Raw genomic sequence first — 25,229 nt, 5'->3', positions numbered from 1 at the left:
TCTCTGGCTTTCGACGCGGACACCAGATTACACAATACCGTCCGGCCCGGACCTCCGGGCGTGAACGACTGATGTCGGCGGAGCCACAGCCGAGAGTCGAAACCCGAACCGTCGCAACGGTCTCGGTCCTCGTCGTCGTCGTCGGCCTCGCGGCCGGCATCTTCGTCGTCGATTTCGGTTCGGCGACTCCCGAACCGGTCGCGTTCGACGAGACGGTCTCGGTCGGGTTGACCCTCGAGGACGAGATGCGGTTGGAGGACGACGAGCGCTTCGACGCCAGGATCGAACTCCCGCGAGCGCAGGTATTTTATTCGCAGTATCCCTATGTGGTCGGCTACTACGGCATCGACTCGTTCGTCGCAAAACAGCGACAGCCGAGCCACGAACAGCGGTTCGGCTTTCCGAACACGGTGTACGTCACCGAGTACACCGACAGCGGCGTCGAATTGAACGACGAACGGCTGCCGGTGACGGAGTTCGCCCCCGGCTGGGTGCCCGCCGACGAGGCGTTCTACGTCGTCGATAGCGAGGCCCGGACGACCTCCGGCGACGCCGTAGTACCGTTCGACACACGCACCTCGGCCGAGGCGTTCGCAGACGAATACAGTGGGACCGTGATAGACTGGGCGGACATGCTCGATCGGCCGATCGAAATAGACGGCGCTGACACGGTCCGAGACCGGACCGAGGACCAGCGCCGGGACGCCAACGAGACGGTCGAAACGCGTGATTCGCTGCTCGACCGCCCCGTCAGCGTGGTCGTCGGGGAGGACGAACCGACGGTCCGCTCGGCCGTCGAGGCGGCCCCCCCGAACACGACGGTTCGCGTGCCGGCGGGGACGTATCGCGAACGTCTCGAGATCGATACCCCCGTTACGCTTCGGGCGGACGGGGACGCCCGGATCGTTGGCGACGGGAACGGCACCGTCGTCACGGTCACGGCGAACCGGACGGCGCTCGCGGGGCTTGACGTCTCCGGTGTTGGCGATTCCACCCCGGGACCGACGGTGACCGACGGCCACGCCGGCAGCAACGTCGGTGGAGGCGGTCACAACCACGGCGACGCCGAGGGCGAGGACTCCTGGGACGCCGAAATCGAGGATGACTACGCCCAAGGCGACGCGGCGATCGAGGTTTCGGGAGCCGGGAACATCCTCGTCACCGACACGCATATCGACACGGACGCCGCGGGGATCATCCTCTATGCGTCACCCGGGGCAGTCGTCCGGAACACGACCGTCGTCGGCAGCGAGAACTACCGCGAGGGTCACATGGGCGTCGTGGCGATGCGCTCGCCGGGCGTCGTCGAGGGCTCGACGTTCCTCGGCGGCCTCGACGGCGTCTACACCCACCGTTCCGACGGGATCGTGATCCGTGACAACCGGATGCGCGGGAACCGAAACGGCGTCCACCTGATGTTCACTTCCGGGGCGCTCGTCGCCGACAACGACATCGCCACCGAGGAGACGGCCGGCATCTACGTGATGACCGGACCAGAGCGAAACGCCCTCCTCGGCAACGAGATACGCGACGCGGAGACGGGAATCAGCGTCGGCGGAACGGACAGCTACGTCGCGGGGAACGTCCTCGCCGAGAACGACCTCGGCCTGCGGATCGAGGCGACCGCCTCCGTCGTCGAGCGGAACGTGATCGCCGACAACCGCGACGGCGTCGAAACGTGGGCGCTGTTGCCGACGAACCGCGTCACGCACAACGACTTCGTCGACAATGAGCGCCACGTCGCCGTCTCCAGCGGCCGGCTGCGCGTCTGGAGCCACGACGGCGAGGGCAACTACTGGGAGGGCGCGATCGGGACCACAGACGGCACCGTCGTCGAACGTCCCTACACGCCGACCGACCCCGTCGACGGACGGCTCCACCGCGTCGACGGGGCCGGAACGCTCGCACAAGCACCGGCGCTGTCCGCGCTGGCCGGGTTCCAGGGGGTAGTCCCGGGAATGCGGGCCGACGAAGTGATCGACACCGCGCCGCGCTGTGCGCCGGTCCGCGCCGAGTGGTTCGAACGGACTGGGCGGACTGACATCGAACCGATCTGTCGCTCCAGCGGCGACACACCCGCAGAGACACGACACAGCGAGACAGTACGACGACCGACCGATCGGCCCGAATACGACGACCGAACAATACTCCGGACGACGATTGAGCGAGACTCTTTAGGATGACCGAACAGGACCGAACGACACCGATACTGACGATCGAAGAGCTAGAACACACGTACGGTCGGGTGACCGTGCTGGACGACGTCTCGTTGGACGTCGACCCCGGCGACGTGACCGCGATCATCGGCCCGAACGGCTCGGGTAAGACGACGCTCATCCGGGCCATCGTCGGCCTCCACGAGCCGAGCGGCGGGACGGTGCGCTACTGCGGTCCCGACGCGACGCGCCCGATCGGCTACCTCCAGCAGCGCCCCGCGTTCCGGCCGGGCCAGACCGTCCGGGAGGCGCTCACGTTCTACGCTGCCCTCGTCGGCGAGACCGAAGCCGACGCCGTGGCGCGCCTCGAGCGGGTCGGGCTGGGGGCGGCGGCCGACCGGAACGTCGAGGCCCTCTCCGGCGGAATGACGCGGCTCGTCGGCATCGCACAGGCGACCGTCGGGGACCCCCCGTTGATCGTCCTCGACGAACCCGCGAGCGGTCTCGATCCGGGCATGAGCGTCCGCATCTTCGAGGTCGCCGAGGAGCTCACCGCGTCCGGAACGGCGGTGCTTCTCAGTTCGCACGACCTCTCGTTGGTCGAGCGGACGGCGGATCGGGTCGCGCTGCTCGACGACGGCTCGGTCGCACGACTGGGCGCGCCCGCGGACGTCCGGGCGGAACTCGGCGCTGACTCCTTGCTCGGGGCGTTCGAGTCGGCCATCACCGGCGACGCCGGGACCGTCCGCGTTCGGGGGGAAACATGAGCACGCCGGCCGAATCCCCCGAGGCGCCAGCCGACGACGACGCCGACACACCCGAGATGCGCGGGGCCGAACCGACAGCGGCCGGGCGGCGGCCGACCGCCCCCCGGATCCTCTCGGCGGTCGTTCGGCGGGAGCTCTCGACTGCGGTCCTGACGTGGTCCTCGCTCGCGCTGTTGGTCGGCTTCGTGGGGACGCTGCTCGGGATCGCGTGGTTCGGCGGCGGCGTTCAGGTGGGCTACGTCTCGACGATCATCGACCTGTTGACGCCGCTGGAGCTTCTGATCCCAGTCATCGCGTTCGCGTTCGGCTACCGTACGATCCTCGACGACGACCGACGCGGCGTCCTCGACGTGTTGCGGACGTACCCGATCGAACCCTGGCAGGTCGTCCTCGGGGCGTACGCCGGGCGCTCGCTCGGGCTCGTCGGCATCGTCACCGCGGCGCTGTCGTTTCTCGCGTTCCCGATCGTCGTCACGGAGTCGTACCGTCCCGTCTTTTACGCCACCCACACCGGGGCGGACTCGCCGGGGCTGTACCTCCGGTTCATCGTGCTCACCGCCTGCTTTGCGATGGTGCTTCTCGCGATCGCCGTCGCGATCTCAGCGCTCGTCTCGACGACCCGCACCGCGATCGCCGCCGTGGGTCTGGGGCTGTTCGCCCTGTTGTTCGGGGCCGACATCGGTCTCCTGTTCGCGCTCTCGCGCGGGCTGATCGCCGAGTCATCGCTCGTCGGATCGCTCGCGATCAGCCCGCTCAGTGCCTACCGCGGGCTGGTGCTCGAAACCACCGTCGCGGTGACTGCGGGCACCGGCCCGCGGACGGCTTCGCCGCTTTTCAGCGCGGTCGGCCTGCTCGTCTGGTGGGCAGGATCGCTCGCGGCCGCGGCGTTTGCCGTCGGTCGGTAGACGCTCGCACCTGCCGCCGAGGGTAACCGCTGTGGGTTATAAACGACCCGGGACTGTTTATAAATCGTCGCCGGGCATATAAAAAGAGCGTCGTCCAGTGCTACCCGCCGAGCGCCGAGAGGACCTCCCGCGTCACGTCGCCGTGGCTCAACAGCTCCCCGCCGTGTTCGCCGGCGAAGGACTCGGCGTCGTCGCCGTCGGTGAACCCGATGAGCGAGTTGCCCATCGCGCCCTCGACGTCGCTGTTGGCGACGAACGTGAGGTCGCGGAGGTCGGCGAACGACTCGGCCCCGAGGTGGGCGCTTATGACAGTCGTCCCGCCGTCCGATCTGAGCTCGTAGTCGACGCTAGAGTAATCGGTCCCGTACGAGACCGCCGGCTCGTGGCCACGCTGTTCGTTTTCGAGGACGTAGTTGTACGTACACGTCGAACTACAGAACCGCGCGATCCCGTCCTCGCGGTCCTCCGGGAGCGAGGCGGGCGGGTCGTCCGTATAAAAAGACTGCCCGACCGGCCCCGGGTGCATCTCGATCCGCATGTTGCAGTAATCGCACGCCTGGCCCCCGTTCAGCGAAACGGGGTCCGGGCCGCCCCGACCGCCGCCGAGACACCCGGCGAGTGACCCCACGCCACCGGCCGCGAGCGCTGTCAGGACCGTCCGGCGCGTCCACCCGTCGGCGTCGATCCGCGTTCCGTTCATACCCGCGTCTCCGTGGTCCGAACGAATAGCCGGTTTGGTGCGATACTGAAAACGTCCCGTCCGTATCCTGTGTCGACAACGGCTCCCGGCGTCACCCGGACTGCTCGAGCAGCGAGTCGACGAGCCGCGAGAAGCGGTCCACGAGCCGATCCGGCAGGCTCGGGTCGATCTCGACGAGCAACTCGCTGAGCAACTCGGGTTCGGTGAGCCGGACCGAGACTCGCCGCCCCTCGCGGACCTTCTCCGCCAGGCCGTGTTCGATGAGGTTCGAGAGGTGCCACTCGACCGTGCTCCGGGCGACGTTCGCCGTCTCGGCCAACTCGTCGGGCCGGTCCGTCTCGTGATCCAACAGCAACACGACGAGTTCGCGCGTCGTCTCGCGGCGCAACAGCGCGATCGCCGCCTGTTCGGTTTCGGAGTATTCGGTCGGGAAATAATGCGTTCGGCCGCACACCTCGAGGCTGTCGAGGGCTCCGTCGTTGAGGAGACGGCGAACGTGGTACTGCGTCTGACCCGTCGCGATATCCAACGCGCGGCTGACCGCGTTGAAATGGACGCCCGGGTTCGCTTCGACGTGGGATCGGACCCGCTGTCTCGTTTCTGTCATAGGTGCCGGGTCTCCCCTCGGGGTTCGTGTCGATCGGTTATCAACCGCGGGCCATGTCTCAGTTCGTGGGACCACCGACGCCGTTCCCCGGCCGCCGACGCGGGCCGCCAACACGGCCGTCGGTCGTGCTTGCGATCCATAGCGCCCCGTCAGAACTGATACCGCCGCGCGTTGTCGTCGCCCCCGAAGACGTCCCCACTCCCGGCACCGGCACCGGCACCGGCGCCGCCGGCCATCTCGTCGTAGGTCATTCCGCTGAGATACTCGTCATAGGTCACGTCGTAGCCGCTTCGGAGGTGGAAATCGAGGTTGCCGGTCTCGACGGCGTCTTGAAACAGCACGTGGACCGCCCGCCGGAGGAGTTCGTCGGCGTCGTCCGGATCGTAGGCGCTCTCGAGCATCGCCAGTTCGTTTCGCGTCTCGGCGTCGAGTTCGACCGCGAGTTCCCCGCCCAGCTCGGCGTAGGCGGTTTCGACGTCGCCGGCAAGGTCGTCCAGTCCCATACCCGCGGTGGGGCCGGCGCCCGGAAAGCGGTTTCGCTCGTGAGTAACGCCCATAGCTCAAGTCTTAAGGACCACAGCCGGATACACGGGGACGAATGCGGACGATCGACCGATCGACAACCGGGGGTAACACGACATGACCGCCTGGTTCGAGGTGTTGGTAATCGCCTTCGTGGCGCAACTGGCGGTCCTGCCCGGCGAAAAGGTCCAGTTCATCATCGCCGGGCTTTCGACGCGGTACAACCCCTTCGTCGTCGTCGCTGCGGCCGCGAGCGCCTTCGCGGGCTGGACCGCCCTAGAGGTGCAGTTCGGGCAGGCGCTCCAGCGCGCGCTCCCCCCGCTGGCGCTCGACGGAATCACCGCCGGCCTGTTCTTGTTGTTCGGGGTGTTGCTGCTGCGGTCGATGCCGGAGCGGAGCGACGATGGAACTCCCTCGACCGACGGCGGCGTCCCCGGAATCGACGGCGAGATATCCGTCTTCGGCCGGGAGGTGCCCGAGCGGTTCGGAACCTTTCTGCCGATCTTCGTGATGATGGCGACCGGCGAGTTCGGCGACAAGACCCAACTCGTCACCATCGGTCTCGCCGCGCAGTACGCCGCCGGGTCGGCGATCTGGCTCGGCGAAATGCTCGCCATCGTCCCGGTGAGCCTGCTCAACGCCTTCTTTTTCCATCGCTTTGCGGGGCGTTTCGACGTCCGGAAGGCACACCTCGGGGGCGCGGCGATGTTCTTTTTCTTCGGCTCGGATACGGCGCTGGCGATGGCGACCGGCATTTCGGTCTGGGAGGCGGCCGTCTCGACGGTGGCGGAGTTACTCGGTATCGGGATCGCTCCCGGGATTTAAAAAGAGCCGACGCTACGCCCCAGTTTCAGATTCCCCACTCCTCCTGTGTGTACGCCATCTCCCAGAACCGGTACTCGAGGCGCGCGCTCGTGAGAAACGCCTCCCGCATCGCGTCGTGTTCGCCCGGGTACCGCTCCCCACAGCGGTCGACGAACTCCCGCATCAGGCCGACGACTTCCCGGAACTCCTCGCTCGTGTACGTCTCGATCCAGGGGGTGTATCGGTGTTCCTCCGTCGCGAGGGCCGCCGCGTGCTCGCCGATATCGAGAAAGCCCTGCCCGCAGGGAAACAGCGCCGCGGCGATCTCCGCGATCGATCCCTCGTAGGCCGTCCGGAGCAAGAACCCGGTGTAGGCCTCGCAGGTCGGCGACTTCCGGACGCGCTCTAGGTCCTCGCGGGTGATCCCGTAGTCGGCGGCGAACTCCCGGTGGAGGTCCATCTCGTGGTCCAGCGTGCTGTGGGCGATGCCCAACAGGTCCGTCATCGTCGCCTCTTCGCGCGCTTTCGCCCCCGCGATCGCGAACAGACGGGCGTAGTCGAGCAGGTATCGGTAGTCCTGTTCGATCCAGTACCGGAACGCCGCCTCGTCGAGGGTCCCCTCCGCCAGTTCCACGACGAATGGGTGGTCCTTCTGTGCCTCCCAGATGTGGGCTCCGTCCTCGAGCAGTCGGTCGCTGAACGCCATGCTACCCCGCACTACCGCTCCGAGCGTAATATACGTTGATAGTATAACAGATGTATATCCGGCAATGGCGGGCGGACCTTCGGACCCCTCGCCCGCCCCGCTCGGACCGTCACACCCAAGCGGCGGCCGCCGATACGAGTACGCGATGACCGACGCCGACGAGTCCCGCGGGCCACCCCCCACAGAGGAGGGCGACATCGGAGCCTCGCGAACCGACGAGGACGACCTCGACGCCTCGATCGCCGTCGGGGGCGATTCGGAGGCGTCCCTCCCGGCCGACGTCGAGTCGGTCCGGGCGGCGCTCGTCGAGTGGTACGAGACCGACCACCGCGAGTACCCCTGGCGCGAGACCCACGACCCGTATGCGATCCTCGTCTCGGAGGTGATGAGCCAACAGACCCAACTCGACCGAGTCGTCGAGCCCTGGCGCGAGTTCACGGAGCGGTGGCCGACCGCCGAGGCGCTCGCGACGGCGGATCGCGCCGACGTCGTCGGTCTCTGGACCGACCACTCGCTCGGGTACAACAACCGCGCGACGTACCTCCACGAGGCGGCCGAACAGGTCGTCTCCGAGCACGACGGCGAGTTCCCGAACACCCCCGAAGGGTTACAGGAGTTGATGGGTGTCGGTCCCTACACCGCCGACGCGGTGGCCTCCTTCGCCTTCGACGATGGCGGGGCGGTCGTCGACACGAACGTCAAACGCGTCCTGTACCGCGCCTTCGACGTCCCCGACGAGAGCGACGCGTTCGAACGCGTCGCGGACGAACTGCTGCCCGAGGGCGACTCGCGGGTCTGGAACAACGCGATCATGGAACTCGGCGGCGTCGCCTGCGGGAAGCAACCGCGGTGTGACGAAGCCGGGTGTCCGTGGCGCGAGTGGTGTCACGCCTACGGAACCGGCGACTTCCGCGCCCCGGACGTGCCGACCCAACCCGAGTTCGAGGGGAGCCGCCGCCAGATGCGGGGTCGCGTGGTGTCGGCGCTGCGGGAGTACGGCGAGTCGCCGATCGACGACCTCGGCCGGCGTGTCCGGGTCGATTACGCTCCCGACGGCGAGTACGGCCGCGAGTGGCTCCGCGGGCTGCTGTCGGACCTGGAGTCGGACGGCCTCGTGACGACGACGGAGACGGGCGGGGAGACGGTAGCGCGGCTGCGTCGATAGTTGACGCCCGCGCTCTCGACGGCCGTCTCTCTACGGGCGGCACAGGCCGAGTGCCTCGGGGGCGTGTCACCGAGGTAGTCCGCTACACCTCCGGCGGCGATACCCGTTCGTCGGCTGCCTCGCGCCACGACCACGTGGGCGTCCATCCGAGGACACGCTCGGCCTTGCTCGTGTCGTAGGCCGCGGCGTCGCCCTCGACGTGACACGCTGTCGGGACCGACCCGTAGTGCGCCTCGAGCAACCCGACGAGCGGTTCCCCGAGGGCGTTGTCGGGACCGGCGCAGTTGAACGCCTCGTGGCCCTCGAAGTCGGCCTCGAGGGCGCGTTCGACCATGTCGGCGACGTCCCGGACGTCGACGTACGACCAGAAGTTCCCGGCACCCGCCGACCGGTCCTCGACGTAGTCGGGGTCCCGGCAGGGGTACTCGCCCGGTTCCTGGATCCACGTCGGGCGCAGCGACGCGACCGGAACGCCGTCGCGGCGGGCGACCGTCGCGGCGACCTCCTCGGCGACGACCTTCGATAGCCCGTAGGGGTCCTCGGGGCGGCGGGGGTGTTCCTCGGGAATCGGCAGCGTCTCGGGCAGTGGCGTCTCCTCGGCAAAAAAGAAGCCGTACGCGCCGTCGGAGGAGGCTTGTACCACCCGCGCGCCGACCCGGCCCGCAGCCGTGAGGACTGCGTGGGTCGACAGCGTGTTGTTCCGGTAGAGATCGACCCCGGGGTGCGTGCCGGCGACCGGGATGGCGGCCCAGTGGACCACGGCGTCGGGATCGATCCCGGTGACGACGTCGAGCACCCCGCCGGGATCCGTGAGATCGAGCGCGCGGTACTCGACGCCCGGTGCTCTCTCCGCCCCCGGATGCTTGCGGTCGAGACAGGTCACGTCGTGGGCGTCGACGAGGCGGTCGAGGACCCACCGACCCGTCCGCCCCCGCCCGCCGGTGACGATGACGTCCATACGCCGCCCTCGGCGCGCTCTGTTAAAAGACCGGCGCGCGTACCCGAATGGGAGTCACCCGCCCCGGACGCGGTCGTACCGCGGACGTCTTTGGGTTCGGCCGCAATAGCACGGCCATGAGCGACTCCCGAATCGCGGCGCTCGTCGGCAGCCTCCGGGACGGAAGCTACACGCGTCCGGCGTGTCGACACGCCCTGGCCGCAGCGGCGGCGTTCGACGGCGTCGAGACGGATTGTATCGACCTCCGGAAGCTCTCGTTGCCGGTGTTCGACGCCGACGCGGACGAGGCGGGCGACGCGTCGGCGCTCCGAGCGCGGGTCGGCGCCGCCGACGCGGTCGTCCTCGGCACGCCGGTGTATCACGGCTCGTACTCCTCGGCGCTGAAGAACGCCCTCGATTACTGCGGGTTCGACGAGTTCGAGGACACGACCGTCGGGCTGTTGTGCGTCGCCGGCGGCTCGTTCCCGACGACGACGCTCGATCACCTCCGCTCCGTGTGTCGGGCGCTCGACGCTTGGGTTGTCCCCCACCAGGTGGCGATCCCGGGGGCGCGGACCCGAATCGAGGGCGACGAGATCGTCGACGACGACGTCGCCGAGCGCGTCGAGGTACTCGGCCGGCGGATGGTCGAGTACGCGCGGATCGAACCGGACCCCCGGACGATCGAATCGACGCAGAACGTCGGGGCCGAGGACTGACCGGTCCTGTCGGCGTTCGCCAGCCACGCGGTTTGTGCGCCGACCACGCCGTCTCCTGCCGGATTCCGCCCCCGCATGGATTCCGACAACCGTTTTAAGCCCCGACTGTTGTATTCCACTAATGGGTAGCTGTATCATTTGCGGCACGTCCACCGACGGACCGATCTGTGAGGTCCACCAGGAGGACGTCGTCTTCGAGTTCGAAGGGAATCAACCATCGCAGTTGACGCCGGGGCGCTTCTACGTCGGGAGCGTCGACGGGTACGCCGACTTCGGCGTGTTCGTCAACATCGGCAACGTCACCGGCCTCCTCCACCGGAGCAAACTCGACCGCCGGCTCGAGAGCCTCGAGTGGGAGGTCGGCGACGAAGTCTGCGTCCAGGTGAACAACGTCCGCGACAACGGCGACATCGACCTCGATTGGTCGATCCGGGAGACGCCGGAGGACTTCCGTGGGCACCTCCTCCAGACGACCGAGGGGGATAGCCTCCTCGAAACCGGGGATGACGAAACCGGGGACGACGAAGTCGACGAGACCGGGGACGACGAAACCGGGGACGACGAAACCGGGGACGACGAAACCGGGGACGACGAAACCGGGGACGACGAAACCGAAGACGACGGACACGAACGCGGCGAGAGCGGGGCGGACGCAGAGTCCGAGTCCGAGCCAGAGACCGAAACCGAGACGGACCCCGTCGACGCCGAGTCCACCTCCGGCGAGCCGGGGACGACTGGCGGCGCGGACGAACAGAGCGGCGGCAACCCCGGCGACGCCGAACTCAGCGAGATCGCCACCGACTCCTCTGGCGAGGACGACCCGACGGCCGACGCCGACCGAGAGCGCGTCACCGTCGACTCCCTCGAGGACCGAGTCGGCGAGGTCGTCCGCCTCGAGGGCATTGTCGCCTCGGCCCGCCAGACCTCGGGCCCGACCGTCTTCGAACTCGAGGACGAGACGGGCGTCGTCGACTGCGCGGCGTTCGTCGAAGCTGGCGTGCGAGCCTACCCCGAGATCGAAGCCGGCGACGTCGTCCGCCTCGAGGGCGAAGCTCGGGTCCGACGCGGCGAGATACAGGTCGAGACCGACTCGATCGAACCGCTCTCCGAGGCGTCCGGCGATGCCGTCGAGGCCCGGATGGACGAGGCCCTTGACGACCGAGCCAGCCCCGACGACGTCGACCCGATCGCCGACGACCCCGAGATAGACGCCATCGTCGACGACGTCGAGGCCGTCGCCACGGAGATCCGGCGTGCGGTCATCGACTCGCGCCCGATCGTCGTCAGACACGACGCGACGACCGACGGCTACGTCGCCGGCGCGGCCATAGAGCGGGCGGTGTTGCCTCTCGTCGAGTCCGAACACGGCACGGCCGACTCGGTGTATCACTACTTCGATCGCCGCCCGCTCGAGGACGGCGTCTACGATATGAACGACGCGACGAAGGACGCGACCCGGATGCTCGGCGACCGGGACCGCCACGGCGAGAAGATCCCGCTTTTCGTCTTCGCCGCCGCCGGATCGACCGCCGCCTCCGCCGACGGTCTCGACCTGTTGGACGTCTACGACGCCCCGCGGGTCGTCATCGACGGCCGGACGGCGGACAAGGCGGTCGACGACCGGATCGACTCGCTCGTCACCGCGGAAACGCGTACCGCCTCGACGGTCGCGGCCACGCTCGCCGCGGCGATCAACGGCGACGTCAGAGGGGACCTGCTCCACCTGCCGGCGGTCAGCTACTGGGCCGACGCCCCGCAGACGTACGTCGACCTCGCCGCAGACGCCGGCATCGACGCGGAGTCGACGAAACAGCTCCGCGAGGCGATCGCCCTGGAGGCGTTCTATCAGTCCTACGAGGACAAACGCGAACTCATCATCGACTTGCTGTTCGAGAAGCGGACGGGCCTCGCCGCACAGGTTTCCGAGCAGTTCGTGACGAAACTCGATTCGGAACTCGACACCGTCGTCCCGAACCTCGAGGAGCGAACCGTCGACGGCGTCGGCGTGACCGTCCTCGACACCGACGCCCACACCCACCGCTATGACTTCCCGCCGACGCGGCTCCTGCTCGACGAACTCGATCGGCGGCTCGACTCGGCGGCCGTCGTCGGCGTCGGTACCGACGAACTCCACCTCCGGACCGACGGCGGGATCGACCTCGATTCGGTCGTTGCAGACCTCGACACCGCGGTCCCAGGGGCCGGCGTCTCGAACCCCGGCACCCGACAGCCGACGATCGAGTTCCTCGCCGGCGAGCGCGACGCGGTCGTCGAGGCCGTTGTCGACGCAGTCGCCGGGGCGATCGCGGCGCCGTCGGCCTGACCCGGTCGCGGGCGACGGTCGACCGCTAGCCATTTCCCCCCGGACGCCCTCTGTACGCATAGCGAATGAGCACCGACGCCGACCCCGCCGAATCCGAGGCCTTCGAGCGCGTCTGTGAGTCGCTCGTCGAGTCCCTGCTGGCGGGCGAGATCGACCGCGACGACCTCGAACGCGCGAAGATGGACGCCTGCCGGGAGCACTCCGCGCCGAAGGTACCGAAAAACACGGAGCTGCTCGAGTATGCCCCCGAGAGACACCGCGAGGAGCTCGAGCCGGTGCTTCAGCGGAAGCCGGTACGGACGGCCTCGGGCGTCTCGCCGGTCGCGATCATGACGTCGCCGCACACCTGTCCGCACGGCCAGTGTCTCTACTGTCCGGGCGGCCCGGCCTCGGAGTTCTCCTCCTCGCAGAGCTACACGGGCCACGAACCGGCCGCCGCCCGCGGCGTCCAAAACGACTACGACCCCTACGGGCAGGTGACGCTGCGGCTCCATCAACTCCGGAAGATCGGTCATCCGGTCGACAAGGTCGAGTTGATCCTGATGGGCGGGACGATGACTGCCCGCAGCCACGACTATCAGGAGTGGTTCCTCAAGCGCGCCCTCGAGGCGATGAACGACTACGACCTCGATGCGGCCCCGGAGCCGAGTGAGACCGAGTCGTTCAAACCCGATCCCGACGCGACCGAGTTCCGCTATCTCGAGGACGTGATCGCCGAGAACGAAACGAACGCGATCCGCAACATCGGGACGACGTTCGAGACCAAACCCGACTGGTGTGATCCCGAGCAGATCGACCGAATGCTGCGGCTGGGCGGGACGAAAGTCGAAGTGGGCGTCCAGACCACCTACGAGCGGATCAACCGAGAGATGCACCGCGGCCACGGCGTGCAGGCTTCGATCGACGCGAACCGACGCCTCCGGAACGCCGGTTTCAAAGTCGGCTTCCACATGATGCCCGGCCAGCCCGGGATGTCCAAGGAGATGTGCCTGCAGGACTTCCGGGAGCTGTTCGAGAGTGTCGACTGGCGCCCTGACTACCTGAAGATCTACCCGACGCTGGTCGTCCGCGACACCGTCACCTACGACATGTGGCGCCAGGGCGAGTACGACCCGCTCACCAACGAGGAAGCCGCCGACCTCGTCGCCGAAATCAAGTCGATGATCCCCCGCTACACCCGCCTCCAACGCGTCCAGCGGGACATCCCGGCGGACTTCATCGACGCCGGCGTCTGGAAGTCGAACCTCCGCCAGCTGGCGAGACAGCGGATGGACGAACACGGCTGGACCTGCGAGTGTATCCGGTGTCGCGAGGTCGGAATGAACGACGCCGACCCCGACGGGACCGAACTAGACGTCCACACCTACGAGGCCGCCGGTGGGACGGAACACTTCATTTCGATCGAGGACTTCGAGAACGACCTCCTGGTCGGCTTCTGTCGGCTCCGGTTCCCCGGCGATCCCGCCGACGGGATTCCCGCCGAGTCCCTCCGCCCGGAGCTCGAAGACGCCGCCGTGGTCCGGGAGCTGCACGTCTACGGGAGCGAGGTCGCCGTCGGCGACGCTGGCGGCGAGGACCACCAACACCAGGGATACGGCCGACGGCTCCTCGCGTCGGCCGAGCGGCTGGCTGCCGAGGCCGGCTTCGAGAAGCTCTCTGTCATCTCGGGCATCGGCGCCCGGGAGTACTACCGGGAGAAGCTCGGCTACTACCAGGACGGCCCGTACGTCTCGACGCGGCTCGATCGGTGAGCTCGGACGGGGACCGTTTATAAAACGAGGCCGACGAGCTGATACAGGACGCCGAGTGCAAACGTAGCCACGAGAACGGCGGTCGTTCCGATGACGACCGGGGAGAGGCGGTGTTCGTCGTCGGCTGCCTGATAGTCCTTCATACTCGCGTTGGGGCGTGTGAGTGGTATATATATGACGTTTCGGTTCCACGTGGTCCGTTTCCCCCGCGAGCGGCGGGATCCGACTTCGGCGCCTCCGTCCACAGAGCTATGTCCTTCGGGTCGGTTGTGCCGGTATGGACTTCGAGGACGCGGATCTCCACCGGCGGCTCGACGCCGACGGCCGGCCGCTCGAGGACGGATACGAGCCGCCGCTCGCCGAGGACCGCCTCCGGGAGCTGTACCGCGATATGCAGCTCTCGCGGCACTTCGACGAACGGATGATAAGCCTCCAGCGGCAGGGTCGGGTCGGCACCTACGCCTCCTCGGCCGGTCAGGAGGGCTCGCAGTTCGGCTCGATGTACGCCCTCGCCGAGGACGATTGGGTGTTTTATCAGTACCGCGAGCACGGTTCGGTTATCGACCGCGGCGGCCTCGCCGACTACGTCCGCTACTGGATGGGCCAGGAGGCGGGGAACGCGACGCTCACCGACCACCACGTCGCGCCGTTGAACATCTCGATCGGCTCGCACGTCCCCCACGCGACGGGGATGGCGTGGGCGTCGAAGCTCCGCGGCGACGACGCCGTCGTTGTGTGTCACTTCGGCGAGGGGGCGACGAGCGAGGGCGACTTCCACGAGGGGGCGAACTTCGCGGGCGTCTTCGACGTGCCCGCGGTGTTCGTCTGCAACAACAACAACTGGGCCATCTCGGTACCGGCCGAGGCCCAGACCGCGAGCCGGAGCTTCGCGGCGAAGGCCGAGGCGTACGGCTTCCCCGGCGTCCGCGTCGACGGGATGGACCCCCTCGCGACGTACGAGGTCCTCACCGAGGCCGTCGACCGGGCCCGCGACCCCGACGCAAGCCCGCCCGAGGGCGCCGGCGGCCGGGCGACGCGACCGACGCTCGTCGAGGCCGTCCAGTACCGCTTCGGCGCCCACACGACCGCCGACGACCCCTCCGTCTACCGCGACGACGAGGAGGTCGAGCGCTGGAAGCGCTGGGACCCGATCCCGCGGCTGGAGGCGTATCTTCGCGGGCGCGGGACGCTCGACGACGAGTCGATCGACGCGATCGAGGCCGAGGTCGAACGGGAGGTCGCGGAGGCGATCGACCGCGCGACGGCCGCCGAACCGGATCCCGAAGACCTCTTTTCGGACGCGTACGCGGAGCCGACCGAGCGGGTGCAAAAACAGCGGGCGTACCTCCGACAGCTCCGCGAGGAGTACGGCGACGGGGCGCTCTCGGAGGAGTAATCCGGACGTGCCCCCGCGCGAGCCGCCGGGGTCACTCGACTGGCGTGATCGTCGCCCGAACGCCACCCTCGGGCCGCAACGTCGGGGTCAACCGGAGGTCCTCCAGCGCCGTCTCGGGGACGTCGACATCGAACTGGCCGACGATCCGGGCGATCGTGAGCGTCGCGCCGGCCAGCGCGAACCCCTGGCCGATACAGGCGTGGGGGCCGCTGGAGAAGGGCCGGTAGGCGTCGACGGCGTTCGGATCGCGCCGCTGCCAGCGGTCCGGATCGAACGTTTCGGGGGCCTCGAAATGACGGCTGTCGCGGTGGATCGACCGCAACGGCATGACGACGGCCGAGCCGTCCTCGACGGTGTACTCGCCCAACGCGACGTCGCCGTCCGCCTGTCGGAATATCGCCCACGCGGGCGGATACAACCGGAGCGCCTCCCGGTAGGCCCGCTTCGTGTAGGTCAACCCGGCGAGGTCGTCGTGGGTCGGCGGGCCGTCCCCGAGCACGTCGCGGGCCTCCTCGCGGACGCGGCGGCGGGCCTCGGGGTGCCACGAGAGCAGACTCAAGGTGTAGCTGAGGCTCAAAGCGGTCGTCTCGTGGCCGGCGATGAGAAACGTCGCCACCTCGTCGCGGATCTGGTTTGCCGGGTAGTCGACGTCGGGGTCGTCCTCCGCGCGGATGAGCATCGTGAGCATGTCCATAGAGTCGGGGCGTTCCCCCTCCGAGAGCGTCTCTCGGCGCTGCTGTATGAGGTCCTCGCTCAACTCGCGGATGCCGGTGGCGGCCTCGCGGAACTCCTCCGAGACCGAGGTCGGTACCCACTCCGGGAGGACGGTATCGATGCCGAACTCGAACTCCTCGCCCGCGATGCGCATCCACTCGTGGAACTGATCGGCTCTGGCCTTGCCGATGTCGGTCCCGAGCAGGATTTCGCTTGCGACCCGAACCGTCAGCGACGTCATTTGCCGATGGAGGTCCGTCTCGTGGGAGCCGCGCTCGGCCCACCGCGTTGCGCGCTCTTCGATCCGCTCGCCGGTCGTGTTCGCGTAGGCGGTGACCTGCCGGCCGCCGAAAGACGGCGCGACGACCGAGCGCTGTTGGGACCACAGCTCGCCCTCGCTTTGGACCAACCCCTGCTCGGCGATCATCGCCGCGGCGTCCTGTGCGGGGACCCGCTGGAAGTCCTCGGGCCGGTCGAGGGCCTCGCCGACGAGGTCGGGACCGGTCAGGACGACGAGCGGTGGCCGCCCCGGGATCGGGATACTGATGCCGTCGTCGTAGCGGGCCTGGACCCCGTCGAGAAACCGGATCGTGTCGGTCCCGAAGCGGAGGCCGTTCACCAACCCCGCCTCGGGCGGCGCGGGGAGTTGTGATGCCATACCGTCGTCTGGGTCCTCGTCGGCTTGGGGCTTTCGCGCCCGGCAGCCGCCTCCGGAACCGACTCGTGTCGTGGCTACCGCGCGACGGGTACAGCCGGCAGTCTCAGTTCGTCGTCGTGATCTCGATCACGTCGCGGTGGGACAACTCGGTGTCGGCGCCGATCTGTCGCTCCGTGCGGACGTCGTGGGCGTGCAGGAATCCCTCGCCGATGTCGGTGTGCAGGAAGTAGGCGAACTCCTCGGCGGTCGAACCGCCGGGGAAGACGAAACAGTCCTGCAGGAAGGAGCCGTCCTCCTGTGGCGTTCGCGCCCCGGGGAACACCGCAATTGCGCCCAACTCCTCGAACAGTGCCGTCTCGATGGCGCGCTGGACGCCCGTACCGCCGAACTCTTCGAGGAAGTCGGCAATCCGGTCGAGGCCAGCGGCCTTCCCCTCGGGGAGCGATTCGAGGATTTCGAACTCGCCGTCGCCGGGGCGGTAGTCGAGTACGCCCGCTTCGTCGCCGTTCTTGAGCGCCTTCTCGGCGTGGGCCGAGACGGGGACGACCGTCAAATGCTCGTAGGCCGGATCGTCGGTTATCTCGGCGTAGTTCTCCCGGGCGATCTCGGTGTCGGCTTTGTTCGCCGCGATCACCATCGGTTTCGTCCGGATCCGGATCTCCCGGGCCAGCGCCTCCCGATCCGTCGCCGCCCAGTCGTCCGGATCGAGTTCCAGATCGAGCGAGAGGATCACCTGCTTGAGCGCTTCCTCTTTGATGCCGAACGCCGACATCTGCTCGGCGAGGTCGGCCTCGATCGCCCGCTCCTCGCCGCCGTAGCCCGAGCGGTAGCGCTCGATCCCCTTCTCGAGGATGTCGAGATACCACATGTCGAGTTCGTTCTCGAGGAAGTCGATGTCCTCGCGGGGGTCGTGGCCCTCGGTCGGTTCGCCCTCCATGTCGGTTCGGCCGGTGAAGTCGACGACGTGGAGCAACACGTCCGCCTCGTTGAGGTCCGAGAGGAACTGGTTGCCGAGACCCTTGCCCTCGTGGGCGCCGGGGACGAGCCCCGCCACGTCGACGAGTTTCGTCGGGACGAACCGGACGCCGTCGGCGCAGTAGCCGTGGTTCGGGGTGCAGTCGTGGCCGAACTCCGGGCCGGCGCACTCGACGCGGACGTACGCCTCGCCGACCGAGGGATCGATCGTCGTGAAGGGATACGCGCCCTCGGGCACGTCGTTCATCGTCGCCGCGTTGAAGAAGGTGGACTTGCCGACGGAGGGTTTGCCGACGAGTCCGATCGTGTAGCTCATTACACCTACGGAGTCGAACGAGCCGCTAAAGCGTTGTTACACGCCCCCGGAGTGGATGTGAGTGACACCCGCGATGAGAGAGTGGTTTCGCGCCGCGGGCCCGTTCGCCGGCGGTCGCGGGTTTGATGGTCCGTGCTACGAGGTCTCACTACTCCCGCATCATTTTAATATTGGAGGTACATATATAAAATGTGAGCGAAGAGACAGGGCGCAAGAACTTGCGAATGCCCAACGACGACGAGCTGTTCGCGGTCGTCACCCAGCACGACGGCGGGAACCACGTCCGCGTGCAGTGTGAGGACGGCAAGAGCCGCATGGGCCGGATCCCCGGTCGCATGAAGTACCGCGTCTGGATCGAGGAGGGCGACACCGTCATCGTCGAGCCGTGGGACTGGCAGGACGAGAAAGCCAACATCGAGTGGCGCTACGACAGCCAAGACGCCGAGCAGCTCCGGCGCGAAGGCCACATCGACTGAGACGCCGTTTTTCGCCGTCCGAGCGGGGCACGAAGCGACGCGGACAGCACGACCGGAACGTGTACGCTGGCGGTCGTATTTATACGTCAGTAGACATATTTATATACCGACGTCCGTATTTATATATTAATGGCTATTATTTATATATCTGCGGCTAGTACTTATATACCGACGGCCGACATTTATACGTCGACGACCGCGAGCGGACTCGCGAATATATATACCCCTCGTCACGCTTAGAACCGGTGCTCGTCGACCCCGTCGGGGTAGCCGTCGCGGCCCCGCTCGGGGGCCTCGCCGAACTCCGCGAGACACTCCGTACAGAGGCCGGTCGATTCGTCGAAGTGGTCGGAACAGACCAACTGCCCACAACGGTCACAGCCGTCTTCGATCTCTCCGGTCCCGCAGATCTCACAGCGCCCCGCGACGCTCATATCGGGCCTTGCGTCCCGAGCGTTCTAAATCTGTCCCCGACTCGCGGGCGCACGGAGCGTCCGTGTCGCCCGCCGCGCGAGCGGGGCGTTGATACGCCCGGCGCTCGAAACCCCGCCCGATGGTTCCGCCGCTCGCCGTCGACATCGACGGCACGCTGACCCGCCCCGACGACTCGATCGATCCCCGCGTGTTCGACGCGCTTCGGGCGTGGGACGCCCCGGTCGTGATCGCGACCGGCAAATCCTTTCCGTATCCGATCGGCCTGTGCGATTTCGTCGGCATTCCGATCAACGTCGTTGCCGAGAACGGCGGCGCAACCTACGTCGGGTCGGCCGACGCAGTCGTCTACGACGGCGATCCGGAGGGCGCAGAGGCCGTCGGCGCGGCGTACATAGCGGCCGGCTACGACCTCGGGTGGGGGTCGGTCGACCCGACGAACCGCTGGCGCGAGACCGAACTCGCCGTCGCCCGCGAGCAACCCCTCGACCCCCTCGTCGACATCGCCGCCGATCACGGCATGGTCGTCGTCGACACCGGCTACGCCTACCACGTCAAAGCCCCGGACGTCGACAAGGGCCGGGGCCTCGAGACGGCCGCGGCGACACTCGATGTCGATCCGGGATCGTTCGTCGCGGTCGGGGACTCCGAGAACGACGCCGAGTTGTTCGAACGCGTCGGCCACTCCGTCGCCGTCGCGAACGCCGACGAGACGGCGATGGCGGCGGCCGACGGGGTGACCGAGGCCGCCTTCGCGGACGGATTCCTCGAGGCGCTCGATCGGTTCCGGGCATCGGCGTAGGTCGCCGTGGAGGTACAGGATGGTCCATAGCGCTCCCGAACGCTTCCCGGTCGAACGGAGGCAAAACAGCGTCGTGGGACCGCAGCGTTGCCGATTCCGCCGCTACCCGGGGAAAGCTTTTGTCGGTGTGGGGGTTACTCACTCGCGTATGAGTGCCGACCGCGCGGCCCTCCGAAGCGCCCTCGAACAGGGCGAACGGGAGGGCGGCAGCGTCGAATTCAAGGAACGGCTCACGCGGGCAACCCACCTGGCCGACGGCCGCCTCGAATCGCTCGTCGCCCAGTTGCGACACCGGATCCTCTCGGGCGACGGCGAGGCGACCTACGTCGTCGGCGTCACCGACGACGGCGGGATCGCGGGCATCTCCGCCGACGCCTTTTCGGAGTCGATGGACGTCCTCTCGCTTCTGGCCGACGAGGCGGGGGCCCACATCGACGACGTGGAGACGTGGGGCGTCGACGGCGGCGAGACGGCCGCCCACGAGGCGGGACTGGTCGGCGTCGCCACGCTGCGCGAAGGCTCCATGCTGGAGGCCGACGACGACCACATCGTCGTCGGCACCGCGGGCCACGTCGACCACGGCAAGTCGACGCTCGTCGGCTCGCTCGTGACCGGTTCCGCGGACGACGGCCAGGGCGGCACCCGGAGCTTCCTCGATGTCCGACCCCACGAGATGGAACGGGGGCTGTCGGCGGATCTCTCCTACGGCGTCTACGGCTTCGACGGCGACGGCGCGATCCGGATGGACAACCCCCACCGGAAGTCGGACCGCGCCCGCATCGTCGAGGAAGCCGACCGGCTGGTTTCGTTCGTCGACACCGTCGGCCACGAGCCGTGGCTGCGGACGACCATCCGGGGGCTGGTCGGCCAGAAACTCGATTACGGGCTGCTCGTGGTCGCCGCCGACGACGGCCCGACGAAGACGACCCGCGAACACCTCGGCATCCTGTTGGCGACCGAACTCCCGACTGTCGTCGCTATCACAAAGGTGGATATGGTCCCCGAGGAGCGCGTCCACGAGGTCGAACGCGAGGTCGAGCGACTGTTGCGCAACGCCGAGCGGACGCCGCTGTCGGTCGCGCGACACGGCGTCTCGGCCGCGATCGACGAGATCGGCGAACAGGTCGTTCCGATCGTGGCGACGAGCGCGGTGACGAAGGCCGGTCTCGACGTCCTCGACGAACTGTTCGAGCACCTCCCGAAGACGGGCGCCGAGTCCGGCGCGTTCTCGATGTACGTCGATCGGACCTACAACGTGACCGGCGTCGGCGCGGTCGCCTCGGGGACGATCCGCTCGGGCAGCGTCGAGGCCGGCGACGAGTTGCTCGTCGGTCCCCTTCCGGACGGGGGCTTTCGACCCGTCGAGGTCCGGTCCATCGAGATGCACTATCACCGCGTCGACGAGGCCGCCGCCGGGCGAATCGTCGGCATCGCCCTGAAGGGGATTAACGAGGCCGACCTCGAGCGCGGGATGGTGCTTTTGCCCCGCGGTTCCGATCCGACCGCCGTCAGGGAGTTCGAGGCCGAGGTGATGGTGTTGAACCACCCGACCCGGATCGACGACGGCTACGAGCCAGTCGTCCACCTCGAAACCGCCAGCGAGACCGCCTCGATCCACCCGGAGGGGGGGCAACTGCTTCCCGGCGATAGTGGGCGAGCGCGAATCCGATTCAAATTCCGCCCTTACGTGGTCGAGGAGGGCCAGCGGTTCGTCTTCCGGGAGGGCAGTTCGAAGGGCGTCGGCACCGTGCGCGACGTCACCGGAGTCGAGTGAGGGGACCCGGGCGCTCGTCAGGACGGTTCCGATCAGTCCGCGTCGACGCGCCCCACGTGGAGCTCCTCGACGTACTCGAGGAAGTTGTCGAAGAGCGCCTTCGCCTCACAGGCCATCTCGTAGTTGTCGGCGTGGATACCGTCGATCACGGCCTCGATCCGTTCGGCCGGGAGTTCGTCGTCCTTGCCGCGCGCGACGGACTCGGCGGTCTCCATGTCGTATTCGGGGTGGAACTGGACCGCGAAGGCGTGGCCCTTCCGGAAGCCGTGGACACCGTACTCGTTTCTCGCGAAGACGGTCGCCCCCGGCGGGGCCTCCTGGACGTGATCCGAGTGGGTTGTGAATACCGTCATCTCCTCGCTGACGCCCTCCAGAAGCCGGTTTTTTCCGTCTTGTTCGACAGTCCGGTAGCCAATCTCGTACTCGCCCATGCTCTCGACGCTCCCACCGAGGACGTCGGCAAGCAGCTGGTGGCCGTAGCAGACGCCGAGGGCCGGCACGCCGGCCTCGAGGGCGTCCCCGACCCACTCCTTCAGCCGTCCGATCCACTCGCGGTCCCAGTAGACGGAGGCCCGCGACCCCGTAACGACGAATCCGTCGTATCGGAACCCTTCAGGGAACTCCCCGGAGGGACAGTGGAACTCGACGACGTCGGCGTCGAGTTCCCGCCGGAAGTTCCGGCGGGTGTCGGCGGCGGCGTGAGCGGCGTTCAACAGCGCGATGCGTGGCTGTTTCATCTCCATTGTGCTAACTCGGTCCGGATAAAATAGCGCCGCGTCCCGCCATCGTTTGCCGGTACTCTCCGGTCTCGGCGGGGGGGCACGGTCCCGAGACGGGGGACACAGCGGAGCGTGCGGAGACGACGCAATCAGTCCGCATGGACCTTGCTGCGCGCTCGGATGTCGTCCCGGAGGCGGTCGGCGTACTCGAGGCGGATCTCCCGGGTCTCGCCGGGCGAGAGTTCCTCGCCGCCCCCGACTTCGGCGGCGAGGGGGTCGTAGGCGGCCACATCGAAGCCCATCCGGTCGAGGTACGCCCGGACCGAGTCGTCGGCGAGTCCGTCGCGTATCGCGCGCTCGACATACTCCTTGACGGCGTCGAACTCCGGCAACACGAGGTCGGTGTCGCTGAGATGGCCGGCGCGCCCCTCGATCCGCGGCTCGGTCGCGCTCGCCCGTTCGACGACGTCGACGACGTCGTCGGCCAGGCGGACGACCTGACTCGGGAGTGCGGTGTCCGGCGAGCGCCACTCGACGGTCGAAAAGGCCGCGCGCAGTTTCACCGGCGTCCAGACCGCGCTCTCGGGATCGAACGCCGCCTCGGTCGCCTCCGTGTCGATCCCGGCGATAGTCGCCGCCGTCTTGAACTCGGCACAGCGGCGCTCGAGCCGTTTGGCCCACTCCTCGGTGTCGTCGACGTAGGGCCACAGCTGTCCCTGGTGTGGGAGGTCGGCGTAGGCCATCCGCCGGTAGAGCAGCGAGCGCGCGCCCGTCGCCAGGCGTTCGCCCCCGAAGTACGGCGAGGAGTTCACGAGCGCCAAGGCGGGATCGAGCGCGGTGAGCGTGTTCAACTGATCGACCGCGCTGTCCGGCTGTTGCTCGACGTGGATGTGCGTACCCGCACAGTGGCGGACGTACTCGAAGCGATCGCCGACGACGCGGTCTTGGATCCGGGTTCGCTCGCTCGGGAGGTCCCGTACCGAGTCGGCCGACACCGGCGTCGACAGGGGAACGAGCCCGAGACCGCGCTCGTCGGCGCGCTCGAGGACGTCGCCGATCCGCTCGAACAGCTCCGCCCGGAGTCCGGCCGTCGTCTCGCAGGGCGTCGTCTTGATCTCGAGCATCGGAACGACGAACTCCCGTTCCGCGCCGGGGCACTCGACGAGGTCGCCGGGGTCGACCAACCGCCCCGACCCGTCGATCACCCAGTACTCGACCTCGACGCTCCGGCGGACCCGAGCCCCGCCGGTCGTGGCGTCGACGTCGCCGGTCATCGCCCCGGTCCGTCGAGTACAGGGCGCTGTGGCCGCTCGCTGGCGTCTCCCGATAACCGACGCCGGGCCGGCAGTCCGGTGCCGCAGTTCGGGCACAGGTAGTGGACACTGTCGTTCGTCTCGACGACTGTCCACGCACCGTCGATAGCGTCGCGATACGGACACGAGAGACAGAACAACGTTCCCTTCTCTACTGGTCGGTCGGGTTCGACCACCTCGCCCGGGGGTTGCACAGACATTACAACCGAGTTGTCACACTATACTCTACTAAAGTTTTCGAGTAGGTAAATAAAGCATACAAATAACAGCAATTAAGCAGTCTATTTCGTGTTAATTAGATGTATGTCTTTTTGACCGAACGCGGGCGCTACCGCCCCTTCCTCGAGGAGTCGTTCGAAAATCGGAGAGTTTCGTGAGCACGAGAGACTGCGTCTCTCGGACGACAACGCAGGGGCGGAGCGGCCGAGTAGCACAGTACGGTAGGGTAGTTCACCGGTGCCGATCCAAGAACGCGCCGACCCGGGCCAGCCCCTCGTCGAGCTCGGCGCCCGGGAGCCCGAAGCCGATCCGGACCCACTGCGGGCGGCCAAACGCCTCGCCCGGCGCCAGAACGACCGACTCCTCGGCGAGGAGGCTCCGACAGAACGACTCTCCGCCGGCGAAGCCCTCGGGGACGCGGAGGAAGCCGTTGACGCCGCAGTCCGGAGCGGACCACCCGAGACCGTGCGTCTCGAGGAACGCTTCCACGACGGCGCGGTTTTCCGCGGTGTGCTCGCGGTTCTCGGCGAGGATCTCGGCGCGTCGCTCGAACGCCTGCTCGGCGATATGTTGACCGAACGCGGGCGGTGCGATCGTCGTGTAGTCCTTCCAGTTCTCCGCGGCCGCGACGACCGCACGCGGCCCACAGAGCCACCCGAACCGGAGCCCGGCGAGCCCGAACGCCTTCGAGACGCCGCCCGTCGAGACCCCGTATCGGCCGAAGCTCGCGACCGGTGGGATCGGCTCCTCGGCCAGCAGCCGGTACACCTCATCACAGAGCAGGTAGGTGCCGTTGTCCGCACACCGCTCGTAGAGCGCCCGTATCGTCGTCTCGTCGTGATACCGCCCGGTCGGGTTGTTCGGGTTCACGACGACGACGAGGTCGGTGTCGGGACACAGCGCCTCCCCGACCGCCTCGGAGTCGAGTGTCCAGTCCGGCTCCGACAACGGGACCCGAGTCACGTCCCCGAGCGCGTCGCCGAGGCCGACAAAGGAGCCGTAGGTCGGCGTCACGACCACGGCGTGATCGTCGAGAACCGAAAGCATCGCCAGTAGGTTTGCTTCCTGGGTGCCGCAGGTGAAGATCGTCTCGCTGGCGTCGCGGTCGTGGTGGGCGCCGACGGCGGCCCTGAACTCGGGGTCGCCGGAGGTGGGGACGACGTATCCGAGCGTTCCGGGATCGGTGTCGAAGCGATCGACCGATAGCGGCCGGACGCCGCTTTCGGCCAACATCACGTCGGCATCGGCCTCGACCTCGGCGAACCACCGTTCGAGTTCGAAGGGGGAGATCTCCATACCGACTGGTCGGCGGCAGCGGACATAGGGGCAGGGGTCGGCGGTGGGTTCCCGCTCCGGCGTTCGCCTCGTTTCGG

Annotated in this window: 25 protein-coding genes; 12 read left to right on the top strand and 13 right to left on the bottom strand. The window is 67.9% G+C overall.

All coding sequences use genetic code 11. The features are described 5' to 3' along the window. The first annotated feature begins 71 nt into the window (after positions 1 to 71). Genes NMLP_RS06280 through NMLP_RS06270 form a run of 3 tightly spaced genes read left to right on the top strand, consistent with a single transcriptional unit; the run spans position 72 to position 3,828 of the window. Entirely contained in the window at positions 72 to 2,183 is a 2,112-nt protein-coding gene (locus NMLP_RS06280; RefSeq protein ID WP_015409284.1) for a NosD domain-containing protein, read from the top strand. Then, positions 2,180 to 2,923 carry an ABC transporter ATP-binding protein gene (locus tag NMLP_RS06275; RefSeq protein ID WP_015409283.1) on the top strand — a complete coding sequence of 248 codons (744 nt, stop codon included), beginning with the start codon at positions 2,180 to 2,182 and terminating at the stop codon, positions 2,921 to 2,923. Before NMLP_RS06280 ends, NMLP_RS06275 begins: the two co-directional genes overlap by 4 nt. Then, positions 2,920 to 3,828 (top strand): ABC transporter permease, encoded by a 909-nt coding sequence (locus NMLP_RS06270; RefSeq protein ID WP_015409282.1) that lies wholly within the window; start codon positions 2,920 to 2,922, stop codon positions 3,826 to 3,828. The genes NMLP_RS06275 and NMLP_RS06270 overlap by 4 nt, the downstream gene beginning before the upstream one ends. A 100-nt stretch (positions 3,829 to 3,928) precedes the next feature. On the opposite strand, the gene NMLP_RS06265 is transcribed toward NMLP_RS06270, so the two are convergent. From NMLP_RS06265 to NMLP_RS06255, 3 genes are all read right to left on the bottom strand, one after another. Then, positions 3,929 to 4,528: a nitrous oxide reductase accessory protein NosL gene (locus NMLP_RS06265; RefSeq protein WP_015409281.1), complete on the bottom strand. Its 600-nt coding sequence runs from the start codon at positions 4,526 to 4,528 to the stop codon at positions 3,929 to 3,931. Between the two features lie 91 nt (positions 4,529 to 4,619). Continuing rightward, positions 4,620 to 5,135 (bottom strand): winged helix-turn-helix transcriptional regulator, encoded by a 516-nt coding sequence (locus NMLP_RS06260; protein WP_015409280.1) that lies wholly within the window; start codon positions 5,133 to 5,135, stop codon positions 4,620 to 4,622. 149 nt (positions 5,136 to 5,284) lie between these two features. Further along, on the bottom strand, positions 5,285 to 5,638 hold the full coding sequence (locus NMLP_RS06255) for a hypothetical protein (RefSeq protein WP_015409279.1): 354 nt from the start codon (positions 5,636 to 5,638) through the stop codon (positions 5,285 to 5,287). A 136-nt stretch (positions 5,639 to 5,774) separates the two neighbouring features. On the opposite strand from NMLP_RS06255, the gene NMLP_RS06250 reads away from it, so the two are divergent. Next, on the top strand, positions 5,775 to 6,482 hold the full coding sequence (locus NMLP_RS06250; RefSeq protein ID WP_015409278.1) for a TMEM165/GDT1 family protein: 708 nt from the start codon (positions 5,775 to 5,777) through the stop codon (positions 6,480 to 6,482). A gap of 25 nt (positions 6,483 to 6,507) precedes the next feature. On the opposite strand, the gene tenA is transcribed toward NMLP_RS06250, so the two are convergent. Further along, positions 6,508 to 7,167 (bottom strand): thiaminase II, encoded by a 660-nt coding sequence (gene tenA, locus NMLP_RS06245; protein ID WP_015409277.1) that lies wholly within the window; start codon positions 7,165 to 7,167, stop codon positions 6,508 to 6,510. A gap of 145 nt (positions 7,168 to 7,312) precedes the next feature. On the opposite strand from tenA, the gene NMLP_RS06240 reads away from it, so the two are divergent. Continuing rightward, positions 7,313 to 8,332: an HhH-GPD family protein gene (locus NMLP_RS06240; RefSeq protein WP_015409276.1), complete on the top strand. Its 1,020-nt coding sequence runs from the start codon at positions 7,313 to 7,315 to the stop codon at positions 8,330 to 8,332. Positions 8,333 to 8,414: 82 nt separating this feature from the next. On the opposite strand, the gene NMLP_RS06235 is transcribed toward NMLP_RS06240, so the two are convergent. After that, positions 8,415 to 9,290, bottom strand: coding sequence for an NAD-dependent epimerase/dehydratase family protein (locus NMLP_RS06235; protein ID WP_015409275.1), 876 nt, complete (start codon positions 9,288 to 9,290; stop codon positions 8,415 to 8,417). Positions 9,291 to 9,406: 116 nt separating this feature from the next. Between NMLP_RS06235 and NMLP_RS06230 the strand changes: the two genes are divergently transcribed. From NMLP_RS06230 to NMLP_RS06220, 3 genes are all read left to right on the top strand, one after another. Continuing rightward, positions 9,407 to 9,988, top strand: coding sequence for an NADPH-dependent FMN reductase (locus NMLP_RS06230; RefSeq protein WP_015409274.1), 582 nt, complete (start codon positions 9,407 to 9,409; stop codon positions 9,986 to 9,988). Positions 9,989 to 10,109: 121 nt separating this feature from the next. Then, on the top strand, positions 10,110 to 12,311 hold the full coding sequence (locus NMLP_RS06225; RefSeq protein ID WP_015409273.1) for an OB-fold nucleic acid binding domain-containing protein: 2,202 nt from the start codon (positions 10,110 to 10,112) through the stop codon (positions 12,309 to 12,311). A gap of 65 nt (positions 12,312 to 12,376) precedes the next feature. Next, a complete protein-coding gene (locus tag NMLP_RS06220; RefSeq protein WP_015409272.1) occupies positions 12,377 to 14,062 on the top strand; it encodes a tRNA uridine(34) 5-carboxymethylaminomethyl modification radical SAM/GNAT enzyme Elp3 in 1,686 nt (561 codons plus the stop codon). A 17-nt stretch (positions 14,063 to 14,079) separates the two neighbouring features. Here the strand turns inward: NMLP_RS06220 and NMLP_RS15990 are convergent, their stop codons facing one another. Then, positions 14,080 to 14,205 (bottom strand): hypothetical protein, encoded by a 126-nt coding sequence (locus tag NMLP_RS15990; RefSeq protein ID WP_015409271.1) that lies wholly within the window; start codon positions 14,203 to 14,205, stop codon positions 14,080 to 14,082. Between the two features lie 134 nt (positions 14,206 to 14,339). On the opposite strand from NMLP_RS15990, the gene pdhA reads away from it, so the two are divergent. Further along, positions 14,340 to 15,458, top strand: coding sequence for a pyruvate dehydrogenase (acetyl-transferring) E1 component subunit alpha (gene pdhA / locus NMLP_RS06215; protein WP_015409270.1), 1,119 nt, complete (start codon positions 14,340 to 14,342; stop codon positions 15,456 to 15,458). Between the two features lie 31 nt (positions 15,459 to 15,489). Here pdhA and NMLP_RS06210 read toward each other — a convergent pair whose 3' ends face one another. Then, positions 15,490 to 16,830 (bottom strand): cytochrome P450, encoded by a 1,341-nt coding sequence (locus NMLP_RS06210; protein ID WP_015409269.1) that lies wholly within the window; start codon positions 16,828 to 16,830, stop codon positions 15,490 to 15,492. A 103-nt stretch (positions 16,831 to 16,933) separates the two neighbouring features. Further along, positions 16,934 to 18,121, bottom strand: a complete 1,188-nt coding sequence (locus NMLP_RS06205) for a redox-regulated ATPase YchF (protein WP_015409268.1) — start codon at positions 18,119 to 18,121, stop codon at positions 16,934 to 16,936. A gap of 191 nt (positions 18,122 to 18,312) precedes the next feature. Here NMLP_RS06205 and eif1A point away from each other — a divergent pair, with 191 nt between their 5' ends. Next, positions 18,313 to 18,597, top strand: a complete 285-nt coding sequence (eif1A, locus tag NMLP_RS06200) for a translation initiation factor eIF-1A (RefSeq protein ID WP_015409267.1) — start codon at positions 18,313 to 18,315, stop codon at positions 18,595 to 18,597. Positions 18,598 to 18,833: 236 nt separating this feature from the next. Here the strand turns inward: eif1A and NMLP_RS06195 are convergent, their stop codons facing one another. Further along, complete coding sequence (locus NMLP_RS06195) at positions 18,834 to 19,031, bottom strand: hypothetical protein (RefSeq protein WP_015409266.1); 198 nt, start codon at positions 19,029 to 19,031, stop codon at positions 18,834 to 18,836. A 119-nt stretch (positions 19,032 to 19,150) separates the two neighbouring features. Here NMLP_RS06195 and NMLP_RS06190 point away from each other — a divergent pair, with 119 nt between their 5' ends. Together NMLP_RS06190 and NMLP_RS06185 are read left to right on the top strand one after the other, a co-directional pair. Beyond that, positions 19,151 to 19,831, top strand: coding sequence for an HAD hydrolase family protein (locus NMLP_RS06190; protein WP_015409265.1), 681 nt, complete (start codon positions 19,151 to 19,153; stop codon positions 19,829 to 19,831). A 148-nt stretch (positions 19,832 to 19,979) separates the two neighbouring features. Further along, positions 19,980 to 21,605 carry a GTPBP1 family GTP-binding protein gene (locus tag NMLP_RS06185; protein WP_015409264.1) on the top strand — a complete coding sequence of 542 codons (1,626 nt, stop codon included), beginning with the start codon at positions 19,980 to 19,982 and terminating at the stop codon, positions 21,603 to 21,605. A 32-nt stretch (positions 21,606 to 21,637) separates the two neighbouring features. Here the strand turns inward: NMLP_RS06185 and NMLP_RS06180 are convergent, their stop codons facing one another. The 4 genes from NMLP_RS06180 to NMLP_RS06165 form a co-directional block, all read right to left on the bottom strand. Next, positions 21,638 to 22,342, bottom strand: a complete 705-nt coding sequence (locus NMLP_RS06180) for a type 1 glutamine amidotransferase (protein ID WP_015409263.1) — start codon at positions 22,340 to 22,342, stop codon at positions 21,638 to 21,640. A gap of 131 nt (positions 22,343 to 22,473) precedes the next feature. Beyond that, complete coding sequence (locus NMLP_RS06175; protein WP_015409262.1) at positions 22,474 to 23,598, bottom strand: glutamate-cysteine ligase family protein; 1,125 nt, start codon at positions 23,596 to 23,598, stop codon at positions 22,474 to 22,476. Then, positions 23,595 to 23,837 (bottom strand): hypothetical protein, encoded by a 243-nt coding sequence (locus NMLP_RS06170; protein WP_015409261.1) that lies wholly within the window; start codon positions 23,835 to 23,837, stop codon positions 23,595 to 23,597. The genes NMLP_RS06175 and NMLP_RS06170 overlap by 4 nt, the downstream gene beginning before the upstream one ends. 250 nt (positions 23,838 to 24,087) lie before the next feature. After that, positions 24,088 to 25,152: a pyridoxal phosphate-dependent aminotransferase gene (locus tag NMLP_RS06165; RefSeq protein WP_015409260.1), complete on the bottom strand. Its 1,065-nt coding sequence runs from the start codon at positions 25,150 to 25,152 to the stop codon at positions 24,088 to 24,090. Between the last annotated feature and the right edge of the window lie 77 nt (positions 25,153 to 25,229).

It is taken from the genome of Natronomonas moolapensis 8.8.11 (assembly GCF_000591055.1).
GTDB lineage: Archaea > Halobacteriota > Halobacteria > Halobacteriales > Haloarculaceae > Natronomonas > Natronomonas moolapensis.
Note: the sequence above shows the minus strand (reverse complement) of the source record. Positions and strands in the feature narration are given on the sequence as shown.

What these genes read in the sequence shown, in the direction of transcription:
- NMLP_RS06170 (WP_015409261.1), bottom strand. Translation starts at nt 23,837, where the DNA reads ATGTCTGTGCAACCCCCGGGCGAGGTGGTCGAACCCGACCGACCAGTA.
- NMLP_RS06270 (WP_015409282.1), top strand. Translation starts at nt 2,920, where the DNA reads ATGAGCACGCCGGCCGAATCCCCCGAGGCGCCAGCCGACGACGACGCC.
- NMLP_RS06195 (WP_015409266.1), bottom strand. Translation starts at nt 19,031, where the DNA reads ATGAGCGTCGCGGGGCGCTGTGAGATCTGCGGGACCGGAGAGATCGAA.
- NMLP_RS06225 (WP_015409273.1), top strand. Translation starts at nt 10,110, where the DNA reads ATGGGTAGCTGTATCATTTGCGGCACGTCCACCGACGGACCGATCTGT.
- NMLP_RS06185 (WP_015409264.1), top strand. Translation starts at nt 19,980, where the DNA reads ATGAGTGCCGACCGCGCGGCCCTCCGAAGCGCCCTCGAACAGGGCGAA.
- NMLP_RS06240 (WP_015409276.1), top strand. Translation starts at nt 7,313, where the DNA reads ATGACCGACGCCGACGAGTCCCGCGGGCCACCCCCCACAGAGGAGGGC.
- NMLP_RS06230 (WP_015409274.1), top strand. Translation starts at nt 9,407, where the DNA reads ATGAGCGACTCCCGAATCGCGGCGCTCGTCGGCAGCCTCCGGGACGGA.
- NMLP_RS06235 (WP_015409275.1), bottom strand. Translation starts at nt 9,290, where the DNA reads ATGGACGTCATCGTCACCGGCGGGCGGGGGCGGACGGGTCGGTGGGTC.
- NMLP_RS06265 (WP_015409281.1), bottom strand. Translation starts at nt 4,528, where the DNA reads ATGAACGGAACGCGGATCGACGCCGACGGGTGGACGCGCCGGACGGTC.
- NMLP_RS15990 (WP_015409271.1), bottom strand. Translation starts at nt 14,205, where the DNA reads ATGAAGGACTATCAGGCAGCCGACGACGAACACCGCCTCTCCCCGGTC.
- NMLP_RS06255 (WP_015409279.1), bottom strand. Translation starts at nt 5,638, where the DNA reads ATGGGACTGGACGACCTTGCCGGCGACGTCGAAACCGCCTACGCCGAG.
- NMLP_RS06210 (WP_015409269.1), bottom strand. Translation starts at nt 16,830, where the DNA reads ATGGCATCACAACTCCCCGCGCCGCCCGAGGCGGGGTTGGTGAACGGC.
- NMLP_RS06275 (WP_015409283.1), top strand. Translation starts at nt 2,180, where the DNA reads ATGACCGAACAGGACCGAACGACACCGATACTGACGATCGAAGAGCTA.
- pdhA (WP_015409270.1), top strand. Translation starts at nt 14,340, where the DNA reads ATGGACTTCGAGGACGCGGATCTCCACCGGCGGCTCGACGCCGACGGC.
- NMLP_RS06260 (WP_015409280.1), bottom strand. Translation starts at nt 5,135, where the DNA reads ATGACAGAAACGAGACAGCGGGTCCGATCCCACGTCGAAGCGAACCCG.
- NMLP_RS06250 (WP_015409278.1), top strand. Translation starts at nt 5,775, where the DNA reads ATGACCGCCTGGTTCGAGGTGTTGGTAATCGCCTTCGTGGCGCAACTG.
- NMLP_RS06175 (WP_015409262.1), bottom strand. Translation starts at nt 23,598, where the DNA reads ATGACCGGCGACGTCGACGCCACGACCGGCGGGGCTCGGGTCCGCCGG.
- NMLP_RS06180 (WP_015409263.1), bottom strand. Translation starts at nt 22,342, where the DNA reads ATGAAACAGCCACGCATCGCGCTGTTGAACGCCGCTCACGCCGCCGCC.
- NMLP_RS06220 (WP_015409272.1), top strand. Translation starts at nt 12,377, where the DNA reads ATGAGCACCGACGCCGACCCCGCCGAATCCGAGGCCTTCGAGCGCGTC.
- NMLP_RS06205 (WP_015409268.1), bottom strand. Translation starts at nt 18,121, where the DNA reads ATGAGCTACACGATCGGACTCGTCGGCAAACCCTCCGTCGGCAAGTCC.
- NMLP_RS06190 (WP_015409265.1), top strand. Translation starts at nt 19,151, where the DNA reads ATGGTTCCGCCGCTCGCCGTCGACATCGACGGCACGCTGACCCGCCCC.
- tenA (WP_015409277.1), bottom strand. Translation starts at nt 7,167, where the DNA reads ATGGCGTTCAGCGACCGACTGCTCGAGGACGGAGCCCACATCTGGGAG.
- NMLP_RS06165 (WP_015409260.1), bottom strand. Translation starts at nt 25,152, where the DNA reads ATGGAGATCTCCCCCTTCGAACTCGAACGGTGGTTCGCCGAGGTCGAG.
- NMLP_RS06280 (WP_015409284.1), top strand. Translation starts at nt 72, where the DNA reads ATGTCGGCGGAGCCACAGCCGAGAGTCGAAACCCGAACCGTCGCAACG.